This is a genomic window from Teredinibacter purpureus (assembly GCF_014217335.1).
Taxonomy (GTDB): domain Bacteria; phylum Pseudomonadota; class Gammaproteobacteria; order Pseudomonadales; family Cellvibrionaceae; genus Teredinibacter; species Teredinibacter purpureus.
In genome coordinates, this window is sequence record NZ_CP060092.1 from 4,404,855 (window position 1) to 4,422,207 (window position 17,353).

Sequence of the window (17,353 nt, forward strand, 5' to 3'; positions counted from 1 at the left end):
TATCTCAGCAAATCAAAATTGTTCAACAGGCGGTAAATTACCGCCCCTACATTAATCGTTGTTTTTCAAACTAGCTGGTGGCCAATTTTCCAAACGCATCCCCAAAGACAAACCGCGTGAAGCGAGGATATCTTTGATCTCAGTAAGAGACTTCTTACCCAAATTTGGGGTTTTTAACAATTCAACTTCGGTGCGCTGAATCAAATCACCGATGTAGTATATATTTTCAGCTTTCAAGCAATTCGCAGACCGGACGGTTAACTCAAGGTCATCAACAGGACGCAGTAGTACTGGGTCAATTTGATCTTCCTTCTGCTCCGGCTCAACTTCCTTCTCACCTTCAAGGTCTACAAACACAGCCAACTGCTGCTGCAGAATAGTCGCCGCACGGCGAATAGCTTCTTCAGGATCGATAGTACCGTTGGTTTCTAAATCTAACACCAACTTATCAAGATCCGTACGCTGTTCAACACGAGCGCTTTCCACTGTGTAAGCCAAGCGACGAACAGGGCTATACGATGCGTCTAACTGCAGTCGACCAATTGCGCGAGTCTCATCTTCATCAGACTGGCGAGCATCTACTGGCTGATAACCGCGACCGCGACCGACCGTTAATTTCATATCAAGGGTCATATCACCCGTAATATTAGCGATAACGAGTTCAGGGTTAGCAATTTCCACTTCATGATCTAGCTGGATATCGCCTGCTGTCACAACGCCAGGGCCTTGTTTGGTCAACGATAACGTTGTTAGATCTTTAGTGTGCATGACCACAGCAACGTTCTTAAGGTTCAACAAGATTTCAATTACGTCTTCCTGTACTCCCTCAATAGCGCTGTATTCATGCTGCACACCAGCGATCTCGACTTCCGTAATCGCACAGCCAGGCATAGAAGACAATAAAATACGGCGTAACGCATTACCAAGGGTGTGACCAAAGCCTCTCTCTAAGGGTTCTAGTACTACCTTCGCACGAGTTGGCGCCACTTCTGTTACATCAATGTGACGAGGAGTCAAAAATTCGTTAACCGCACTCTGCATATAAGCACCTGTATGTGATTGTATAGCTTAATTAAAAACCAAGTTGATAAAGCTTTACTTAGAGTAAAGCTCAACAATGAGGTTCTCGTTGATATCGGCTGGTAAATCTGCACGATCAGGAACGCGTTTAAATGTTCCTTCTTTCTTATCGGAGTTTACGTCAACCCATTCAACGTCAGGGCGTTGAGCGGCGATACCCATTGCATTTTGGATACGCAACTGACTTTTGGCCTTTTCACGAATCGTAATCACATCACCTACCAATACTTGGTAAGACGGGATGTTCAATACTTTACCGTTAACCAATATAGATTTGTGTGATACCAACTGGCGAGACTCAGAACGAGTAGAGCCAAAGCCCATGCGGTATACGACATTATCTAAACGACTTTCCAAAAGCTTCAACAAGTTCTCACCGGTTGCGCCTTTTCGGCGTGCAGCTTCTTTATAGTAGCTACGGAACTGTTTTTCCAGTACGCCATAAGTACGACGAACCTTTTGTTTTTCACGTAACTGAACACCGTAATCAGACAATCGACCACGACGTTGGCCGTGCATGCCTGGAGCATTTTCGGCTTTACATTTACTTTCTAAAGGTCTCACACCACTTTTTAGGAACAAATCTGTTCCTTCACGGCGAGACAGTTTACAAGTAGGACCTATATAACGTGCCACTTTCGTTCCTCCTTATACTCGACGCTTTTTGGGTGGACGACAGCCGTTATGTGGAATCGGCGTAACGTCTGTGATGTTGGTGATTTTATAACCAACGTTATTCAAGGCTCGAACGGCTGATTCACGGCCGGGCCCTGGACCTTTAACTTCTACATCCAAGTTCTTTAAACCGTATTCCTGAGCTGCTTGACCAGCTCGCTCAGCAGCAACCTGTGCCGCGAAAGGAGTACTTTTTCGTGAACCACGGAAGCCTGAACCACCAGCAGTGGCCCATGACAGTGTATTACCCTGACGATCACTGATTGTCACGATAGTGTTATTAAATGAGGCATGTATGTGTGCAATACCATCGACGACGGTCTTTTTGACCTTTTTCTTCGTCGTGCTTTTACCACCTGGCTTTGCCATAGCAATATTTTCCCGAACTGATAAGTTAGAGTGAATAAACTCGAAGCTTACTTCTTAATTGGCTTACGAGGACCTTTACGCGTACGAGCGTTCGTCTTGCTACGCTGACCACGTACGGGCAGGTTGCGACGATGGCGCATTCCACGATAGCTACCCAAATCCATCAAACGTTTGATGTTCATGGAAATTTCACGACGCAAATCACCTTCTACGGTAATTTTTGCCACTTCGCTACGAATAGAATCCATTTGATCTTCGCCAAGCTCACCAATTTTGGTGGACTCTGCGATACCGGTTGCCTCACAAATTTCTTTGGCTTTGGTTTTACCAACACCGAATACATAAGTGAGGGAAATCACGGCATGCTTATGATCTGGTATATTGACACCAGCGATACGAGCCATTCAACTTACTCCAACTAGATAAGATTTTCAGTGTTAACGGCGGCTAGCACCATTCAAGCACCTTGAAAGGGCGCGAAGAATAGCGGCAAAACGACCAAAAAGCAATAGCACAGTTGTTTCCAACTGTGCGACAGTCAACACCTCGTATTTATCAGGAGAAGAACCCCTGAAGGGTTTTGCCTACATCGTACTCACAAGCACAAAATACACAACACCGGTTTTAACAAGTTACCGAACTATTAACCTTGACGCTGCTTGTGGCGTGGCTCTGCATTACAAATTACACGCAGAACACCCTTACGGCGTACTATCTTGCAGTTACGGCAAACTTTCTTTACTGAAGCACGAACTTTCATCTTAATTTACTCCAAAAAACTCAGGGCAATACGCTGCGCTTATCGCGAACCGCGCCCATAACTCTGCAAATTGGCCTTTTTCATCACAGAATCGTACTGATGCGACATCAAGTGCGATTGAACCTGAGACATAAAGTCCATGACCACGACTACGACAATAAGCAATGACGTACCACCTAGATAGAACGGTACGTTAGCAGATACCATCAGAAACTGAGGTAATAACGCTACCGCTGCTATATAGATAGAGCCGACCACCGTGAGCCGTGTTAATACATTATCGATGTACTTAGCAGACTGGTCACCAGGACGAATACCTGGAATATAAGCTCCGCCTCGTTTCAAATTATCTGCGACTTCTTTCGGGTTATACATCATCGCTGTGTAAACGAAACAGAACACCACGATCAAAACACCGAACAACACAAAATTAAGTGGCTGGCCCGGACCAATAGCCAATGCAATTTCTTGCAGAATTTCGCCAGACTTACCTTCACTCGCACTACCAAACCACTGAGCGATAGACGCTGGAAACAGTAATATACTACTTGCGAAGATAACGGGTATAACACCAGCCATGTTGATCTTCAAGGGTAAATGGCTAGTCTGAGCAGGACCCTGACCACCTCTACCACCAGCCTGCCGGCGAGCGTACTGAATAGTGATACGTCGTTGCCCGCGTTCCATACGAACCACAAACCAAACGATTGCGACGGCGGCAAACAGCAATGCTAATAACATTAGCACGTGTAAATCGCCTTGTTTCGCGCTCTCGAAGGCTTGACCAACAGCGCCTGGTAGCCCAGCGACGATACCTGCGAATATGAGCATCGAAATACCGTTACCAATACCGCGCTCAGTAATTTGTTCGCCCAGCCACATCATAAACACCGCACCAGTCACTAGGGACGACACTGCAATTACGTAAAAGCTTATTGGAGAAAGCCCAGCATAAGCCATGTTTTGGCCTGCCATACCAGCAACCATCACGAAGGCCTGTATACTCGCCAAAAAAACGGTTAAATAGCGTGTGTACTGACTAATCTTACGACGGCCAGATTCACCTTCTTTTTTTATCGCTTCAAGAGACGGGGTAACGGCGCTCATCATCTGCATGATAATAGAAGCAGAGATGTACGGCATAATGCCCAGAGCGAGGATACTCATTCGCTCCAATGCCCCACCCGAGAACATATTGAACATTCCCAAGATTGTGCCTTGATTTTGTTTGAAGAGGTTCGCGACCTGCTCCGGGTCGATACCCGGTACTGGTATGTGCGTTCCCAGGCGATAAATCACAATTGCCAAAAACAAAAATTTAAGGCGAGCAAACAGCTCGCCCAATCCTTTCTGACCACCTAGAGGTGTCTTCCCCGGCGTTGCCATCTATCCCCCTCGTGCGGTGTAAACCGCTTATTCTTCGATTTTACCGCCAGCAGCTTCGATGGCTGCTTTAGCGCCTTTGGTGACAGCCAAACCTTTAACAGTTACAGCTTTTTTTAATTCACCGGATAGAAATACTTTTGCCCGCTTAACATTCACACCGATCAGATCGGCCTGATGAAGCGCAGCCAAGTCAATCACGTCTGCATCTACTTTATTCAACTCAGCGAGACGAATTTCAGCGGATATACGACCCACTCGGCTAGTAAAACCGAACTTAGGTAGACGTTTTTGCAAAGGCATCTGACCACCTTCGAAACCGGGCTTCACAGAACCACCGGAACGAGATTTCAGACCTTTGTGACCACGACCAGCAGTTTTACCTGTACCACTACCGATGCCGCGACCAACGCGTTTTTTGCTACTGGTACTGCCGGGAGCTGGACTTAAAGTGTTTAAACGCATCTTACTCTCCCTCTACCTGAACCAAGTAGTTAACTTTATTTATCATACCGCGCGTAGAAGGAGTGTCCTCTACTTCAACAGTATGACCGATGCGACGCAAACCCAAACCGCGCACACACCCCTTATGGGCTTTTAAGCGCCCGCTAACGCTTTTTACTTGCGTTACTTTAACCGTCTTTTTAGCCATGATCTTTTTACCTAAAATCGGCGATTGTTGACTAACCGCTTACGCGATTAGTTCAATATATCTTCTACTGATTTACCGCGCTTAGCAGCAACAGTCTCTGGTGATGACATTGCTCGTAACGCTTCAAAAGTAGCGCGAACAACGTTTACCGGATTTGTTGACCCATAGCACTTTGCCAATACGTTTTGAACACCTGCAATTTCCAAAACTGCTCGCATCGCACCACCGGCAATTACGCCAGTACCTTGTGATGCGGGCTGCATGTACACTTTAGATGCACCGTGACGCCCACGTGTTGGGTACTGAATAGTATCACCGTTCAGTTCAACCTGAATCATATTGCGACGAGCTGCTTCCATCGCCTTTTGGATAGCGATAGGCACTTCTCGAGCCTTACCGCGACCAAAGCCAACCTTGCCATTTCCGTCACCGACAACCGTTAAAGCTGTGAAGCCAAAAATTCGGCCACCTTTTACAGTCTTAGCAACGCGGTTTACTTGTACAAGCTTCTCTTGTAAACCTTCAGCGTTGTTGTCATCTCGTTTGTTGTTTTGCTGCGCCATAATTCAACCTTTAGAATTCCAATCCAGCTTCTCGAGCAGCATCAGCCAACGCTTTAACTCGACCGTGATATTTAAAACCGCTTCGATCAAACGCAACTTTAGTTACGCCCGCGCTTTTAGCACGCTCTGCGATTAATTTACCTATTTCTGTAGCGGCATCGGTATTACCGGTCTTACCACCACGCAAATCTTTCTCAAGTGTTGAAGCGGTAGCTAGAACCTTATCGCCTTCTACAGCAATAATTTGCGCGTACATATGACGCGGGGTTCTGTTAACGCAAAGACGTACTTCGCGAAGATCGCGAATTTTGGCTCGAGACCGAGTCGCACGGCGTATTCTGGATTGCTTCTTAGCGTTCATATTCAAACCTACTGTTTAGATAGCCCGAGTTTCGGCTTACTTCTTCTTAGCTTCTTTACGACGTACGTATTCATCTGCATAACGAACACCTTTACCTTTATAAGGCTCTGGTGGACGGAAAGCACGCACTTCACTAGCCACTTGACCCAACAATTGCTTGTCAGAACACTTAAGCACGATCTCAGTTTGAGATGGTGTTTCAGCGGTTACGCCTTCGGGCAGCTCGTAATCAATGGGGTGTGAAAAACCGAGAGTTAAGTTTAAAACTTTACCCGTAGCCTTTGCACGATAACCTACACCGTTAAGTACCAGCTTCTTTTCGAAACCTGCACTTACACCAGTAACCATATTGTTTACCAATGCGCGCATAGTACCCGCCAACGCTCGGGAGGTTTTTGCTCCGTCGCGAGCCGAAAACGTTAATACGTTATCTTCTAATTTTACTTCCACTTTATCGTGGACCTGCAAGCCTAGGGAACCTTTACCACCTTTGACGGTAAGGTCTTGGCCTTCCTGCTTTATGTCCACACCCTGAGGGAGCTGGACGGGGCTATTAGCAACACGTGACATAATGGTTACCTGTTAAATACTGTTAAAGACTCACTCAAAAACGATGACTAAGCTTAGAAAACTGTACAAATAATCTCACCACCAATACCGGCAGCACGTGCTGCTCGATCGGTCATAACACCGTTACTGGTGGAAACGATGGCGATACCGAGGCCACCGCGTACCGACGGTAGCTCACCTTTACCAACATAAGAACGTAAACCTGGACGGCTAACACGATCTAATTCAGCAATTACGGGCTTACCTTCGAAATACTTAAGCTCAATACTCAACTCTGCTTTTACTTCGTCCGAAACAGAAAGTTCAGAAACATAACCTTCTTCCTTCAGGACGTTCGCAATACTAATCTTCAACTTCGAAGAAGGCATTGTTACGGATGTTTTACCAACCATCTGCGCGTTGCGAATGCGAGTGAGCATATCGGCGATAGGGTCTTGCATACTCATAAAATTCTGCTCCTACAATTACCTGGATTTACCAACTGGCTTTTACCAGGCCTGGTACGTCGCCGCGCATCGCAGCTTCACGCAATTTGTTTCGACACAAACCGAACTTACTGTAAACACCGTGAGGTCGGCCTGTTACTCGACAACGATTGCGGCCACGAGCGGCGCTGCTATCGCGTGGTAACTTTTGCAACTTTATCATCGCATCCCACACTTCACTGTCATCAGTTTCGGGGTTGCTAATGATGTTTTTAAGCTCTTCACGCTTAGCTGCATACTGTTCTACTGATTTCGCGCGTTTAACTTCACGGGCGATCATTGATTTCTTAGCCATTATTCAATCAACTCCTAGCCTTTAAATGGGAAGTTAAATGCTTTTAACAAAGCACGACCTTCATCATTAGTACGAGCGGTGGTAGAAATACAGATATCCATACCACGCAGTTTGTCAATCTTGTCGTAATCAATCTCTGGGAAAATGATTTGCTCATTTATACCCATTGAGAAATTACCGCGTCCGTCAAACTGCTTGGGGCTGATGCCGCGAAAATCTCGAACGCGTGGAATCGCAATACTAACTAAACGATCCAAAAATTCGTACATTCTTTCGCTTCGCAACGTAACTTTACAGCCTACAGGCCAATCTTCACGCACTTTAAAACCAGCGATAGATCTGCGAGCTTTGGTAACAACAGGTTTCTGACCGGCAATTTTTTCCAAGTCAGCTACTGCGTGTTCCAAAACCTTTTTATCCCCAATCGCCTCACCAACACCCATATTTAAGGTGATTTTGGTAATGCGAGGAATTTCCATCACGTTTTTCAAACCCAACTCCTCTAGGAGCTTGGGCGCAATTTCGTTTCGATAAATTTCTTTAAGCCTGGCCATTTTATTCACTCAGTCCGCTTATGCGTCAATCGCTTCGCCGTTGGATTTGAAAACACGTATTTTGTTTCCGTCTTCCAACACCTTAAATCCAACGCGATCCGCTTTTTGGGTGCTCGGATTGTAAATTGCAACATTCGAAACCTGTATTGGAGCTTCTTTCTCAACAATACCGCCAGCCACGTTCAGCTGTGGGTTCGGCTTCTGATGCTTTTTAATCATCTGCACACCGGCGACGATTATTCGATTATCAGGCAGTACACGGTTAACTTTACCGCGCTTACCTTTATCACGACCGGTGATTATCACCACTTCGTCATTACGTTTGATTTTACGCATAACTAAAATTCCTCTTGACCTCTGTGCGGCCGATTAAAGTACTTCTGGCGCCAGAGAGATAATCTTCATAAACTTTTCACCGCGCAACTCGCGGGTCACGGGTCCGAAGATACGAGTACCGACAGGTGCATTCTGCTGAGTCAATAATACCGCAGCATTATCGTCAAAGCGGATGATAGAACCATCTGGCCTGCGAACACCTTTTCGGGTGCGCACTACGACAGCGTTCATTACCTGACCCTTTTTAACTTTACCGCGAGGAATTGCTTCTTTAACGGTAACTTTAATTACATCGCCAACTCGTGCATAGCGACGATGTGAGCCACCCAACACCTTGATACACATCACTCGGCGCGCACCGCTGTTGTCGGCTACGTCCAAATAACTTTCTGTTTGAATCATCGTCTTTCTCCGAAACTCTTTACCGGCAAGCGGCTATTAAATTGATAAACGCTTGCCCGTGGCGATTCGCTTAAATTTGTGTCGCTTTTTCTTCGATTTTAACCAAAGTCCAAGACTTGGTTTTCGAAAGAGGGCGAGATTCGGCGATTGTCACGGTATCGCCAGCGTTACATTCGTTGTTTTCATCATGAGCTTTAATCTTGGTAGATTTGCTCACGTACTTGCTATACACCGGGTGTTTAACACGACGCTCGATCAAGACAACGATGGATTTATCCATCTTATCGCTAACAACCTTGCCAGTTAGCGTACGTACTAAGTTTTCTGCTTCAGCCATTGCTAATTACCTACGCGCTTACTAGTTGCTAGAGGTGGACGCTTTCTGACGCAAAACCGTTTTTATGCGAGCAATGTCGCGACGGGCTTGCTTCATCAAGTGAGTCTGATTCAATTGGCCAGTTGTTTTCTGCATACGCAGCTTGAACTGTGCTTCCAACTGAGAAAGCAGTTCTTGATTTAACTCTTCAACTGACTTTTCGTTAAGTTCTGTAGCTTTCATCACATCACCGATCGCTTAACAAAAGTTGTATTCAGTGGCAATTTCGCAGCAGCAAGAGCAAAAGCTTCTCGCGCCAACTCTTCGGAAACGCCTTCCATTTCGTAAAGGATTTTTCCTGGCTGAATTTGGGCCACCCAATATTCAACATTACCCTTACCTTTACCCTGACGAACTTCCAGAGGTTTTTCAGTAATTGGCTTATCTGGAAACACTCGAATCCAGATTTTACCGCCACGTTTAACGTGACGAGTCATTGCACGACGTGCCGCCTCAATTTGGCGTGCCGTAATACGGCCACGATCAACGCATTTCAAACCGAATTCACCAAAGCTAACTTTGGACCCACGCAGCGCTAAACCACGATTACGACCCTTCATTTGCTTACGGAATTTTGTACGCTTTGGTTGCAGCATTTGCCTAACCCTTATTCGTCAAAACTATTTTAACAAAGCGCTTATTTAGCGCCTTTTTTCTTTGGAGCGGCTTCGGCTTCTTCGACGCCACCAATTATTTCGCCTTTGAAGATCCACACTTTTACGCCAATAATGCCGTAAGTTGTAGAAGCTTCTGCAGTCGAGTAATCAATATCAGCACGTAACGTGTGAAGTGGAACTCGACCTTCGCGATACCATTCGGAACGGGCAATTTCTGCACCACCCAAACGACCACCAACCTGAACTTTCACACCTTGCGCGCCTTGACGCATTGCGTTCTGTACAGCGCGCTTCATAGCACGGCGGAACATCACTCGACGCTCCAGCTGTTGCGCCACACTTTGGGCAACCAATACAGCGTCCAGATCCGGTTTGCGAATCTCTTCGATGTTGATGTGTACAGGGACACCCATCTGCTTGCTAATTGCAGCGCGCAGCTTTTCAACATCTTCGCCTTTCTTACCAATCACAATACCGGGACGGGCAGTATGAATAGTAACGCGGGCAGTATTTGCAGGCCGCTCTATTTCAATTCGACTAACTGACGCATGCGACAGTGCCTTTTGTATATAGCTACGAACTTGTAAATCTTCATTCAGCTTATCCGCGTACTCGCCTTTGCTAGCATACCAAGTTGAGGTATGCTTTTTAACAATACCGAGCCGGATTCCTGTGGGATGTACTTTCTGACCCATAAGTCTACTCTCTTATTGATCCGCTACTTTAACGGTGATGTGGCAAGTGCGCTTCAAGATACGATCTGCGCGACCCTTTGCGCGCGGTCGAATGCGCTTCATCGTTAAACCTTCGTCCACAAATATGGTGGACACCTTCAGCTCATCAACGTCAGCACCTTCATTGTGCTCAGCGTTGGCGATAGCCGATTCCAAAACCTTTTTGATGACCGCAGCGCCTTTCTTCGGGCTGAAAGCCAACAAATCCAAAGCCGTCTCTACTGTCTTACCGCGAATCTGGTCTGCTACGAGTCGCGCTTTTTGCGCTGACATGTTAGCGCCGCGTAATTTAGCTGCTACTTCCATCTCTTATTCCTCGCTTAACGCTTAGCTTTCTTGTCTGCTACATGGCCACGGTAAGTGCGGGTTGCCGCGAACTCACCTAACTTGTGACCAACCATTTCTTCGCTAACCAAAACGGGAACGTGTAAGCGCCCGTTATGTACAGCGATAGTCAAACCCACCATCTCAGGCAAAATCATTGAGCGGCGCGACCAAGTTTTAATTGGGCGACGATCATTCTTCTCCGCCGCAACTTCAACTTTATTCAAAAGATGGTGGTCAACAAAAGGACCTTTCTTCAGTGAACGTGGCACTGTTCTTTCCTCTTTTTAGCTATTTAGCCGGCGCTTACTTCTTACCGCGACGACGAATAATCATGTTGTCAGTACGCTTGTTGCTGCGAGTTTTGTAACCTTTGGTAGGAGTACCCCATGGAGACACGGGATGACGACCACCTGAAGTACGACCCTCACCACCACCATGCGGGTGATCAACTGGGTTCATCGCAACACCGCGAACGGTTGGACGAACACCACGCCAGCGAGTAGCACCAGCCTTACCTAATGAACGCAAACTGTGTTCACTATTCGATACTTCACCTAAAGTTGCGCGACATTCGGATTCAACCTTACGCATTTCACCACTGCGCAAGCGCAAGGTAGCGTATTGACCATCACGAGCAACCAACTGCACTGAAGTTCCGGCCGAACGCGCTAACTGAGCACCTTTGCCTGGCTTCATTTCTACACAATGAATAACACTACCCACTGGTATATTGCGCAGAGGCAAGGTGTTTCCGGGCTTAATAGCAGCCGCATCACCTGACTCGACCACATCACCGGCCGAAACGCCCTTAGGAGCAATAATATAACGACGTTCGCCATCAAGATAACAAACGAGCGCAATGTAAGCACTGCGATTTGGATCGTACTCTAAGCGCTCAACCTTTGCAGGAATAGCATCTTTATTACGCTTAAAATCAATCTTTCGGTAGTGCTGCTTGTGTCCGCCACCAATATGACGAGTCGTAATACGACCGTTATTGTTGCGTCCACCACTTTTAGACTTTTTCTCTAATAAAGGAGCATAAGGCGCACCTTTATGTAAGTCTGGGTTCACCACGCTGACAACAAAGCGGCGACCGGCTGAGGTTGGCTTGCGTTTTACAATTGGCATGACAATCCGCTCCTTATTCCGCTGCTTCGAAGTCGATCTCTGAGCCTTCGGCTAGAGTGACGTAAGCTTTTTTCCAATCGCTGCGACGACCTAGACCGTTGCGCGTACGTTTGGTTTTACCCTTAACATTCAAGACGCGAACGCCTTCAACACTAACATTAAACAGTTTTTCGACTGCAGCTTTGATCTCGGCTTTTTCTGCATTACTAACCACTTTAAACACAACCTGGTTAGCGATATCGGCAACTGCTGCTGCCTTTTCAGAAATTACTGGGCCAAGCAAAACTTTATATAGGCGCTCCTGGTTCATACCAGCACCTCCTCAAGTTTTTTGAGAGCGGGCACGGTGACCACAACCTTATCAAAACGAATCAGGCTGACAGGATCGATACCCTGAACATCGCGAACGTCGACCTTATGCAAGTTGCGAGAAGCAAGATACAGATTGGAATCCACATCCTCCGTCACAATCAACACATCCGACAAATCAAACTGCGCAAGCTTCGCTATCAAACTTTTAGTCTTAGGAGCTTCTAAAGCAAACCCTTCAACAACAACTAAACGCTCTTGACGCGCCAACTCAGACAATATGCAGCGCATAGCTGCACGATACATCTTTTTATTCAACTTTTGCTCAAAGCTACGCGGCTGTGCAGCAAACGTCACACCACCCGAACGCCAAATTGGGCTTCGGATAGTACCAGCACGCGCTCGGCCAGTACCTTTTTGACGCCATGGCTTCTTACCACCACCTGACACATCAGCACGATTCTTTTGAGCTTTGGTCCCCTGGCGAGCACCAGCCATATAGGCCACTACTGCTTGATGAACCAAATCTTGATTAAACTCTTTACCAAAAGCCACTTCGGAAACTGAAACAGTACCCTTGGCGCCTTGAGGTGTAGCAATACTTAATTCCATGGTCGATTCCCCCGGGATACTTAACCGTTGTTACGCAGCTTGACAGCAGGACGAACAATCACGTCACCACCGGGAGCACCAGGCACGGCACCCTTAATAAGTAACAAGTTGCGTTCAACATCAACCCGAACCACTTCAAGATTCTGAGTCGTTACACGCTCAGCGCCCATGTGGCCAGCCATCTTTTTACCCTTGAATACACGACCAGGTGTTTGACACTGACCAATAGAACCAGGAGCTCGGTGCGAAAGTGAGTTGCCGTGCGTAGCATCTTGCATTGAGAAATTCCAACGCTTTACACCACCAGCAAAACCTTTACCTTTAGAAGTGCCCGTTACATCAACCACCTGACCAGCTTCAAAAAGCTCTACAGTTAATTGACCACCAACCTCAAAAGCTTCGCCTGCATCGTTACGCAACTCCCAAACACCGCGACCGGCTTCGGTTTGCGCTTTAGCATAATGCCCAGCTTCTGATTTAGTAACACGGGAGGCTCGACGAGACCCTACGGTTACTTGTACTGCTTCGTAACCGTCGGTTTCTGCGTTCTTAACCTGAGTGATGCGGTTGGGATCTACCTCAACCACAGTGACAGGAACGGATAAACCATCGTCAGTAAAAATGCGCGTCATACCGCTCTTGCGGCCGACTATTCCAATCGTCATTTTTGTAAACCTCTAAGTGTACGGGGCTTTCCCCTACCGCTCTTTTTCAAGAGGCGATGGACCCGCTATGGCCGCCCATTACAGAGCGTTACACACTTGCCCACATTATCGTGAACAAGCTGCATCTGAAGCTTTAGCCCAGACTAATTTGCACTTCAACGCCAGCCGCTAAATCCAGCTTCATCAAAGCATCTACAGTCTTTTCAGTTGGCTCTACTATATCGAGCAACCTTTTATACGTGCGAATCTCATACTGATCTCGCGCATCTTTATTTACGTGCGGCGAAACCAAAATAGTAAAACGTTCTTTGCGTGTGGGCAGCGGGATAGGACCACGAACCTGAGCACCAGTACGCTTTGCCGTTTCAACAATCTCTAGCGTTGAAGCATCAATCAACTTGTGATCAAAAGCCTTCAAGCGAATGCGAATACGTTGATTCTGCATCTGAACCAAACTCCAAATATTTTTAAAGAACAATCAACCAAACTCAATATTTGGGTCGGCTGAAATGAGGGCGCAATTCTAATGACTGCACACAAACCTGTCAACAAGGAATATGATTATTTTCATCGGCTACGTGAGGACTAATTTTTGAAGGCTAATCAGACCACTTTAGTGAGAGGAAAGAGGGTGCGAGCACTCAAGGAAAGTGCCCACAAAGTATGGCTTTAACCGTCATATCGTAGGTTTCAATAGAAGGTCAATGCGCCGGTTTCGCTTGCGCCCCTCTCGAGACTCGTTGTTAGCAATAGGCCGTGATTCGCCGTAACCGTAAGATTCACACCGGCTAGCTGACAGGTCGTCCATATTCACCAATAGGTACTGGCGCACCGCTCTAGCCCTGTCATCGGACAACGCTTGGTTTGCTGCCGTACTGCCAAATGAATCGGTATGCCCCTCCACAACCACCGTGTAGCCGGGATACATACGTATGGCCTGCTCTACCTTCTGGAGCAGACCATAGTTTGAAGTCTCCACCTGAGCACTGCCGGGCGAGAAATTCAACCCCACCATCCGTACCAATACATTGCTACCCTGCGTTAATACCATAGCTTCGTCTCGACGAAAATACTCGGTCACCCGTTCTAAACGCTCTCGCGCCTCTTCTTCTTCCTTGATCCGTTCAGACTGTACGCCAAGCGTCGCCTCCATTACGGCAAACTCCTGCTCCAGTATCGCGGTACGCGCCTTTAGCTCCCTTAGATCATGCGAGTCCTGCAACAACTTTCTAATTTCACCACTGATAAGGGTCGCCGGAGGCTCGAAACCCTGATCGAATTCAGCAAGAAGATCCACCTCCCCCGCTATCGCCCCAACGGGCTCCTCCAAACTCAGGATCATCTCTTCTGCTGAAAACGCTTTATCTTTTAATTTCTCAAGCTGCTCCGCAAGAAAGATTGCATGACGCGCCTCATAATAAGCTTCTTTGACCAGCGCCCGAGGATAGTCTGTGTCATAACGATTCTCGCTCAACTCTTTTTCAGCCGCGGCAAGCAAGCTCTCAGCTCTAGCCAGCGTCTTTGGCGCATACTTTTTAACCTTGAGTCTCTTCGCTTCATCTAGCTTTGCACGTGTCTGGCTCAAATAATTCCCTTTAATGGCAGCCAGCTCGGCGTCACGGTATAACACCTCAGCTTCCACGGCGCGACTTTCAGCTTTAGCCCTACTACCGGTTTCAAGTGTCTTTGTCGCTAGCAAAAATTTGGTTTCAGCTTTTCCCCATAACTTAGCCGCCAGCTTCTCGGCATCCACACCGCGCGCATCCGTCCGCGCCTGCACCGCACTTTTAAAGCTAACCTGGGCAATTCCCGCGGCTTTTGCCGCCTTCCTGAAATAGAACGCTGCTTGTTTTAAATCTTTCTCTACACGCGTTACATTTGCACCCTTACCATAACGCTTGTCTGCACTTGCATAATACGTAGCAGCCTGCTGATAACTGCTGGGCGCCAACACGCCAGCAAGTTCATTGTCCGCCTCTTTTAAAGCCGCATTTGCTGCAGCAAAGAGCGAGTTGCGCAACTCATCGGACTGAACGTAAGTACTGGCCAGGCATAACAACAGCCCAAACGAAAGCAATACTCGCTTTAAGGTCATGATGATTACTCCTAAAATTAATTCGATTTTCTGTCGACACACTTTACATCAAGTAACGGTTAATTAAAAAGAATGGGAGAGAGGGATCGGTGGATAGCGCTCGGTTACTCGGCGCCAACCAGTGTAGCCGAGCGTTCTAGCGAAAAAGACAAAGCGGAAACCTGGACGAAGATACTGCGAACTGCTGAACACGATAATTTACCGATTATCGCCTAACACTCTAAGCGCTAGCGATTGGCCGCGGACATAAATAGCGCATGAACCTCTTCATTGCGATGATCGGAGATCCCTCGTCGGTGACATTGCGCAGCACACTCTGCCCAATCTTGATCCCGCGCCGCACGAGTGAGTGATGGAAATTTCGAAACTAACCCCCTGTTCCCCAAGTTAAATACCATATCCATTAGCGCATACTGAGCATCCTCAGGGTAATCACTATAGCCAGGGAAATCTCGGACAAGCTGAGCCTCAAACCGATCAATACGCTTATCAAGTAATGCGTTTACAGCATCTTCCGGTAGATACAGCTGCGTGTACGACTGGTAACTAGACGCAATTTTTCCTGGGCTTTGACGAGCAACATTTTCAAAATCGGCTGCTATATCGGCAGCGGAGGCAGCGGTATCATCACTTTTTTGCAGGAACGGAAGCTCTTGTGCAGCCGACACGCTAGGAAGCATATTGCCTACACCCACGGTAACTTTTGCCACCGTATCCAAATACATATGCTCTATGCTGCCCTCCCCCTCTTTAATCAAATGAATTAGGGGCTCCTTAGAAGAATTACTCACTTAGCCTTACTCCTTTCAATATTCACGAACGTTACATTAACATACGGCCTCTAGAGCTAGCCTAAAGACCAACACCGATAGCCACGCCTATAGCCGAACACCCGAGCACAACCCATTTATTCGGCGCCTTGAATTCAACAGACGGCGGTTTTTCTAACAAGTCTACGTACTTCTTATTAATGTCTTCATAGCGGGCGTAGGCCGTTTCGTATCCTTCACGATAGGCTGTTGCCTTCTCTTCTTTTAACGATATAACTTCATCCTTCAATTCAATTACACTGCCATAAAGCGCTTCATTTTGCCTGTAAACCGCCACCTCAGCTTTTAATGTCTCGAACGCTTCGTGCTCGATAACAAATGTTTGCGCAAAGCCAAGCGGGAAAGCCAAATAATCAATTCCCAAATTAAGCTCTTCATTCACAATTACTTTTGTAACGCCTACACCTGAAGCTGCAGCCACTTCAGGAAAAGTATTAACAAACTTTTTAAATTGAGCGTCGCTGCCACGCAACATGCGCACACTCACTTGATTGCTTTGACGCTGTTCTTCGAGCTGCGTAATGCGCTGTTTATTTATCGCAATTTCCTGACTCTTTGTATGAAGTAACTGGTTAAGCTCAGCTTCTTTTTCGGTTAGCTGCGACACCTTAATGCCTAACTGATCGCGCTCCTTCTTAAGGGCCTGCATTTCATTTTGCGCCCTAAGAATTTCTTCTTTATCGATAAATCGCGCAGTAACATACGCCAAGGCGACCATTGTACAAACGGCCACTAGCGCCGTAAAAATGGCGAACCGCTTAAGCATGTGGAACCTCAATAGTTGACGCCGTTAGCGTTAACCCCAATGCTTGGGACAAGCTACTGAGAACAACCGAACTCCCCTCAATCAAAGCATAACCAATTTTATGCCCCCCCACTTCAGCATCAGATAAACGAATATAAACAGGGCCATTACCGTCTAGCGCCCCAAGCAGCGTACTAATCATGCTACCGGCAGGAATCGTCATTTTATTCAGCTCCTGAACATTCTGCTGATAAAGCGTTTCACTTTGCTCTTCCGTCATTATTAGTCTCCCTTAGAGTGTCTGGCTAACCTCGTATAAGTCTTCAGCGGCAGCTTAATTCGCAGCCTTCATTGAGCAGCTAACCTAATGAGCGCCAAACTATAACACCTGACGGCGATAAGCTGGAAGCCACCCCACCTAAAACAT

The 17,353-nt window shown here is 46.9% G+C and carries 31 protein-coding genes; all 31 read right to left on the reverse strand.

Features of this window, described 5'->3' with window-relative positions; all coding sequences use genetic code 11:
- Positions 1-51 precede the first annotated feature (51 nt).
- The gene (locus tag H5647_RS19580) at positions 52-1,041 is read right to left on the reverse strand and encodes a DNA-directed RNA polymerase subunit alpha (RefSeq protein WP_045860702.1); all 990 of its coding nucleotides are present in this window, start codon (positions 1,039-1,041) and stop codon (positions 52-54) included.
- A gap of 54 nt (positions 1,042-1,095) precedes the next feature.
- On the reverse strand, positions 1,096-1,716 hold the full coding sequence (gene rpsD / locus H5647_RS19585) for a 30S ribosomal protein S4 (protein ID WP_045860703.1): 621 nt from the start codon (positions 1,714-1,716) through the stop codon (positions 1,096-1,098).
- A 12-nt stretch (positions 1,717-1,728) separates the two neighbouring features.
- Positions 1,729-2,124: a 30S ribosomal protein S11 gene (gene rpsK / locus H5647_RS19590; RefSeq protein ID WP_045860704.1), complete on the reverse strand. Its 396-nt coding sequence runs from the start codon at positions 2,122-2,124 to the stop codon at positions 1,729-1,731.
- A 47-nt stretch (positions 2,125-2,171) separates the two neighbouring features.
- Positions 2,172-2,528 carry a 30S ribosomal protein S13 gene (rpsM, locus tag H5647_RS19595; RefSeq protein WP_045860705.1) on the reverse strand — a complete coding sequence of 119 codons (357 nt, stop codon included), beginning with the start codon at positions 2,526-2,528 and terminating at the stop codon, positions 2,172-2,174.
- A 239-nt stretch (positions 2,529-2,767) separates the two neighbouring features.
- Positions 2,768-2,884, reverse strand: a complete 117-nt coding sequence (gene rpmJ, locus H5647_RS19600; protein WP_082087124.1) for a 50S ribosomal protein L36 — start codon at positions 2,882-2,884, stop codon at positions 2,768-2,770.
- A 39-nt stretch (positions 2,885-2,923) separates the two neighbouring features.
- Positions 2,924-4,270, reverse strand: a complete 1,347-nt coding sequence (gene secY / locus H5647_RS19605) for a preprotein translocase subunit SecY (RefSeq protein ID WP_045860706.1) — start codon at positions 4,268-4,270, stop codon at positions 2,924-2,926.
- Between the two features lie 27 nt (positions 4,271-4,297).
- Positions 4,298-4,732, reverse strand: coding sequence for a 50S ribosomal protein L15 (rplO, locus tag H5647_RS19610; RefSeq protein WP_045860707.1), 435 nt, complete (start codon positions 4,730-4,732; stop codon positions 4,298-4,300).
- 1 nt (position 4,733) lies between these two features.
- A complete protein-coding gene (rpmD, locus tag H5647_RS19615) occupies positions 4,734-4,919 on the reverse strand; it encodes a 50S ribosomal protein L30 (RefSeq protein WP_045860708.1) in 186 nt (61 codons plus the stop codon).
- 47 nt (positions 4,920-4,966) lie between these two features.
- On the reverse strand, positions 4,967-5,482 hold the full coding sequence (rpsE, locus tag H5647_RS19620) for a 30S ribosomal protein S5 (RefSeq protein ID WP_045860709.1): 516 nt from the start codon (positions 5,480-5,482) through the stop codon (positions 4,967-4,969).
- Positions 5,483-5,492: 10 nt separating this feature from the next.
- Positions 5,493-5,843, reverse strand: a complete 351-nt coding sequence (rplR, locus tag H5647_RS19625; protein ID WP_045860710.1) for a 50S ribosomal protein L18 — start codon at positions 5,841-5,843, stop codon at positions 5,493-5,495.
- A gap of 36 nt (positions 5,844-5,879) precedes the next feature.
- Positions 5,880-6,413 carry a 50S ribosomal protein L6 gene (gene rplF, locus H5647_RS19630; protein WP_045860711.1) on the reverse strand — a complete coding sequence of 178 codons (534 nt, stop codon included), beginning with the start codon at positions 6,411-6,413 and terminating at the stop codon, positions 5,880-5,882.
- 53 nt (positions 6,414-6,466) lie between these two features.
- Complete coding sequence (gene rpsH / locus H5647_RS19635; protein ID WP_045860712.1) at positions 6,467-6,859, reverse strand: 30S ribosomal protein S8; 393 nt, start codon at positions 6,857-6,859, stop codon at positions 6,467-6,469.
- Positions 6,860-6,887: 28 nt separating this feature from the next.
- Positions 6,888-7,193, reverse strand: coding sequence for a 30S ribosomal protein S14 (rpsN, locus tag H5647_RS19640; protein WP_045860713.1), 306 nt, complete (start codon positions 7,191-7,193; stop codon positions 6,888-6,890).
- Between the two features lie 14 nt (positions 7,194-7,207).
- Complete coding sequence (gene rplE, locus H5647_RS19645) at positions 7,208-7,747, reverse strand: 50S ribosomal protein L5 (RefSeq protein ID WP_045861573.1); 540 nt, start codon at positions 7,745-7,747, stop codon at positions 7,208-7,210.
- Positions 7,748-7,765: 18 nt separating this feature from the next.
- Positions 7,766-8,083 (reverse strand): 50S ribosomal protein L24, encoded by a 318-nt coding sequence (rplX, locus tag H5647_RS19650; RefSeq protein ID WP_045860714.1) that lies wholly within the window; start codon positions 8,081-8,083, stop codon positions 7,766-7,768.
- Positions 8,084-8,116: 33 nt separating this feature from the next.
- A complete protein-coding gene (gene rplN / locus H5647_RS19655; RefSeq protein ID WP_045860715.1) occupies positions 8,117-8,485 on the reverse strand; it encodes a 50S ribosomal protein L14 in 369 nt (122 codons plus the stop codon).
- A 70-nt stretch (positions 8,486-8,555) separates the two neighbouring features.
- Complete coding sequence (gene rpsQ / locus H5647_RS19660) at positions 8,556-8,822, reverse strand: 30S ribosomal protein S17 (RefSeq protein WP_045860716.1); 267 nt, start codon at positions 8,820-8,822, stop codon at positions 8,556-8,558.
- A 21-nt stretch (positions 8,823-8,843) separates the two neighbouring features.
- A complete protein-coding gene (rpmC, locus tag H5647_RS19665) occupies positions 8,844-9,044 on the reverse strand; it encodes a 50S ribosomal protein L29 (protein ID WP_045860717.1) in 201 nt (66 codons plus the stop codon).
- Entirely contained in the window at positions 9,044-9,457 is a 414-nt protein-coding gene (gene rplP / locus H5647_RS19670; RefSeq protein WP_045860718.1) for a 50S ribosomal protein L16, read from the reverse strand. The genes rpmC and rplP overlap by 1 nt, the downstream gene beginning before the upstream one ends.
- Positions 9,458-9,498: 41 nt before the next feature.
- The gene (gene rpsC, locus H5647_RS19675) at positions 9,499-10,173 is read right to left on the reverse strand and encodes a 30S ribosomal protein S3 (protein WP_045860719.1); all 675 of its coding nucleotides are present in this window, start codon (positions 10,171-10,173) and stop codon (positions 9,499-9,501) included.
- Between the two features lie 12 nt (positions 10,174-10,185).
- Positions 10,186-10,518 (reverse strand): 50S ribosomal protein L22, encoded by a 333-nt coding sequence (rplV, locus tag H5647_RS19680; RefSeq protein WP_045860720.1) that lies wholly within the window; start codon positions 10,516-10,518, stop codon positions 10,186-10,188.
- Between the two features lie 14 nt (positions 10,519-10,532).
- A complete protein-coding gene (rpsS, locus tag H5647_RS19685; protein WP_045860721.1) occupies positions 10,533-10,808 on the reverse strand; it encodes a 30S ribosomal protein S19 in 276 nt (91 codons plus the stop codon).
- 34 nt (positions 10,809-10,842) lie between these two features.
- The gene (gene rplB / locus H5647_RS19690; RefSeq protein ID WP_045860722.1) at positions 10,843-11,670 is read right to left on the reverse strand and encodes a 50S ribosomal protein L2; all 828 of its coding nucleotides are present in this window, start codon (positions 11,668-11,670) and stop codon (positions 10,843-10,845) included.
- A gap of 13 nt (positions 11,671-11,683) precedes the next feature.
- Positions 11,684-11,980, reverse strand: a complete 297-nt coding sequence (rplW, locus tag H5647_RS19695) for a 50S ribosomal protein L23 (RefSeq protein ID WP_045860723.1) — start codon at positions 11,978-11,980, stop codon at positions 11,684-11,686.
- On the reverse strand, positions 11,977-12,591 hold the full coding sequence (gene rplD / locus H5647_RS19700; protein WP_045860724.1) for a 50S ribosomal protein L4: 615 nt from the start codon (positions 12,589-12,591) through the stop codon (positions 11,977-11,979). The genes rplW and rplD overlap by 4 nt, the downstream gene beginning before the upstream one ends.
- A gap of 20 nt (positions 12,592-12,611) precedes the next feature.
- The gene (gene rplC, locus H5647_RS19705) at positions 12,612-13,256 is read right to left on the reverse strand and encodes a 50S ribosomal protein L3 (RefSeq protein ID WP_045860725.1); all 645 of its coding nucleotides are present in this window, start codon (positions 13,254-13,256) and stop codon (positions 12,612-12,614) included.
- A 133-nt stretch (positions 13,257-13,389) separates the two neighbouring features.
- Complete coding sequence (gene rpsJ, locus H5647_RS19710) at positions 13,390-13,701, reverse strand: 30S ribosomal protein S10 (protein WP_045860726.1); 312 nt, start codon at positions 13,699-13,701, stop codon at positions 13,390-13,392.
- Positions 13,702-13,932: 231 nt separating this feature from the next.
- Positions 13,933-15,351 carry an OmpA family protein gene (locus H5647_RS19715; protein WP_045860727.1) on the reverse strand — a complete coding sequence of 473 codons (1,419 nt, stop codon included), beginning with the start codon at positions 15,349-15,351 and terminating at the stop codon, positions 13,933-13,935.
- Positions 15,352-15,578: 227 nt separating this feature from the next.
- Complete coding sequence (locus tag H5647_RS19720; protein WP_045860728.1) at positions 15,579-16,142, reverse strand: lysozyme family protein; 564 nt, start codon at positions 16,140-16,142, stop codon at positions 15,579-15,581.
- Between the two features lie 61 nt (positions 16,143-16,203).
- A complete protein-coding gene (locus tag H5647_RS19725; RefSeq protein WP_045860729.1) occupies positions 16,204-16,947 on the reverse strand; it encodes a hypothetical protein in 744 nt (247 codons plus the stop codon).
- The gene (locus tag H5647_RS19730) at positions 16,940-17,206 is read right to left on the reverse strand and encodes a hypothetical protein (protein ID WP_045860730.1); all 267 of its coding nucleotides are present in this window, start codon (positions 17,204-17,206) and stop codon (positions 16,940-16,942) included. The genes H5647_RS19725 and H5647_RS19730 overlap by 8 nt, the downstream gene beginning before the upstream one ends.
- Between the last annotated feature and the right edge of the window lie 147 nt (positions 17,207-17,353).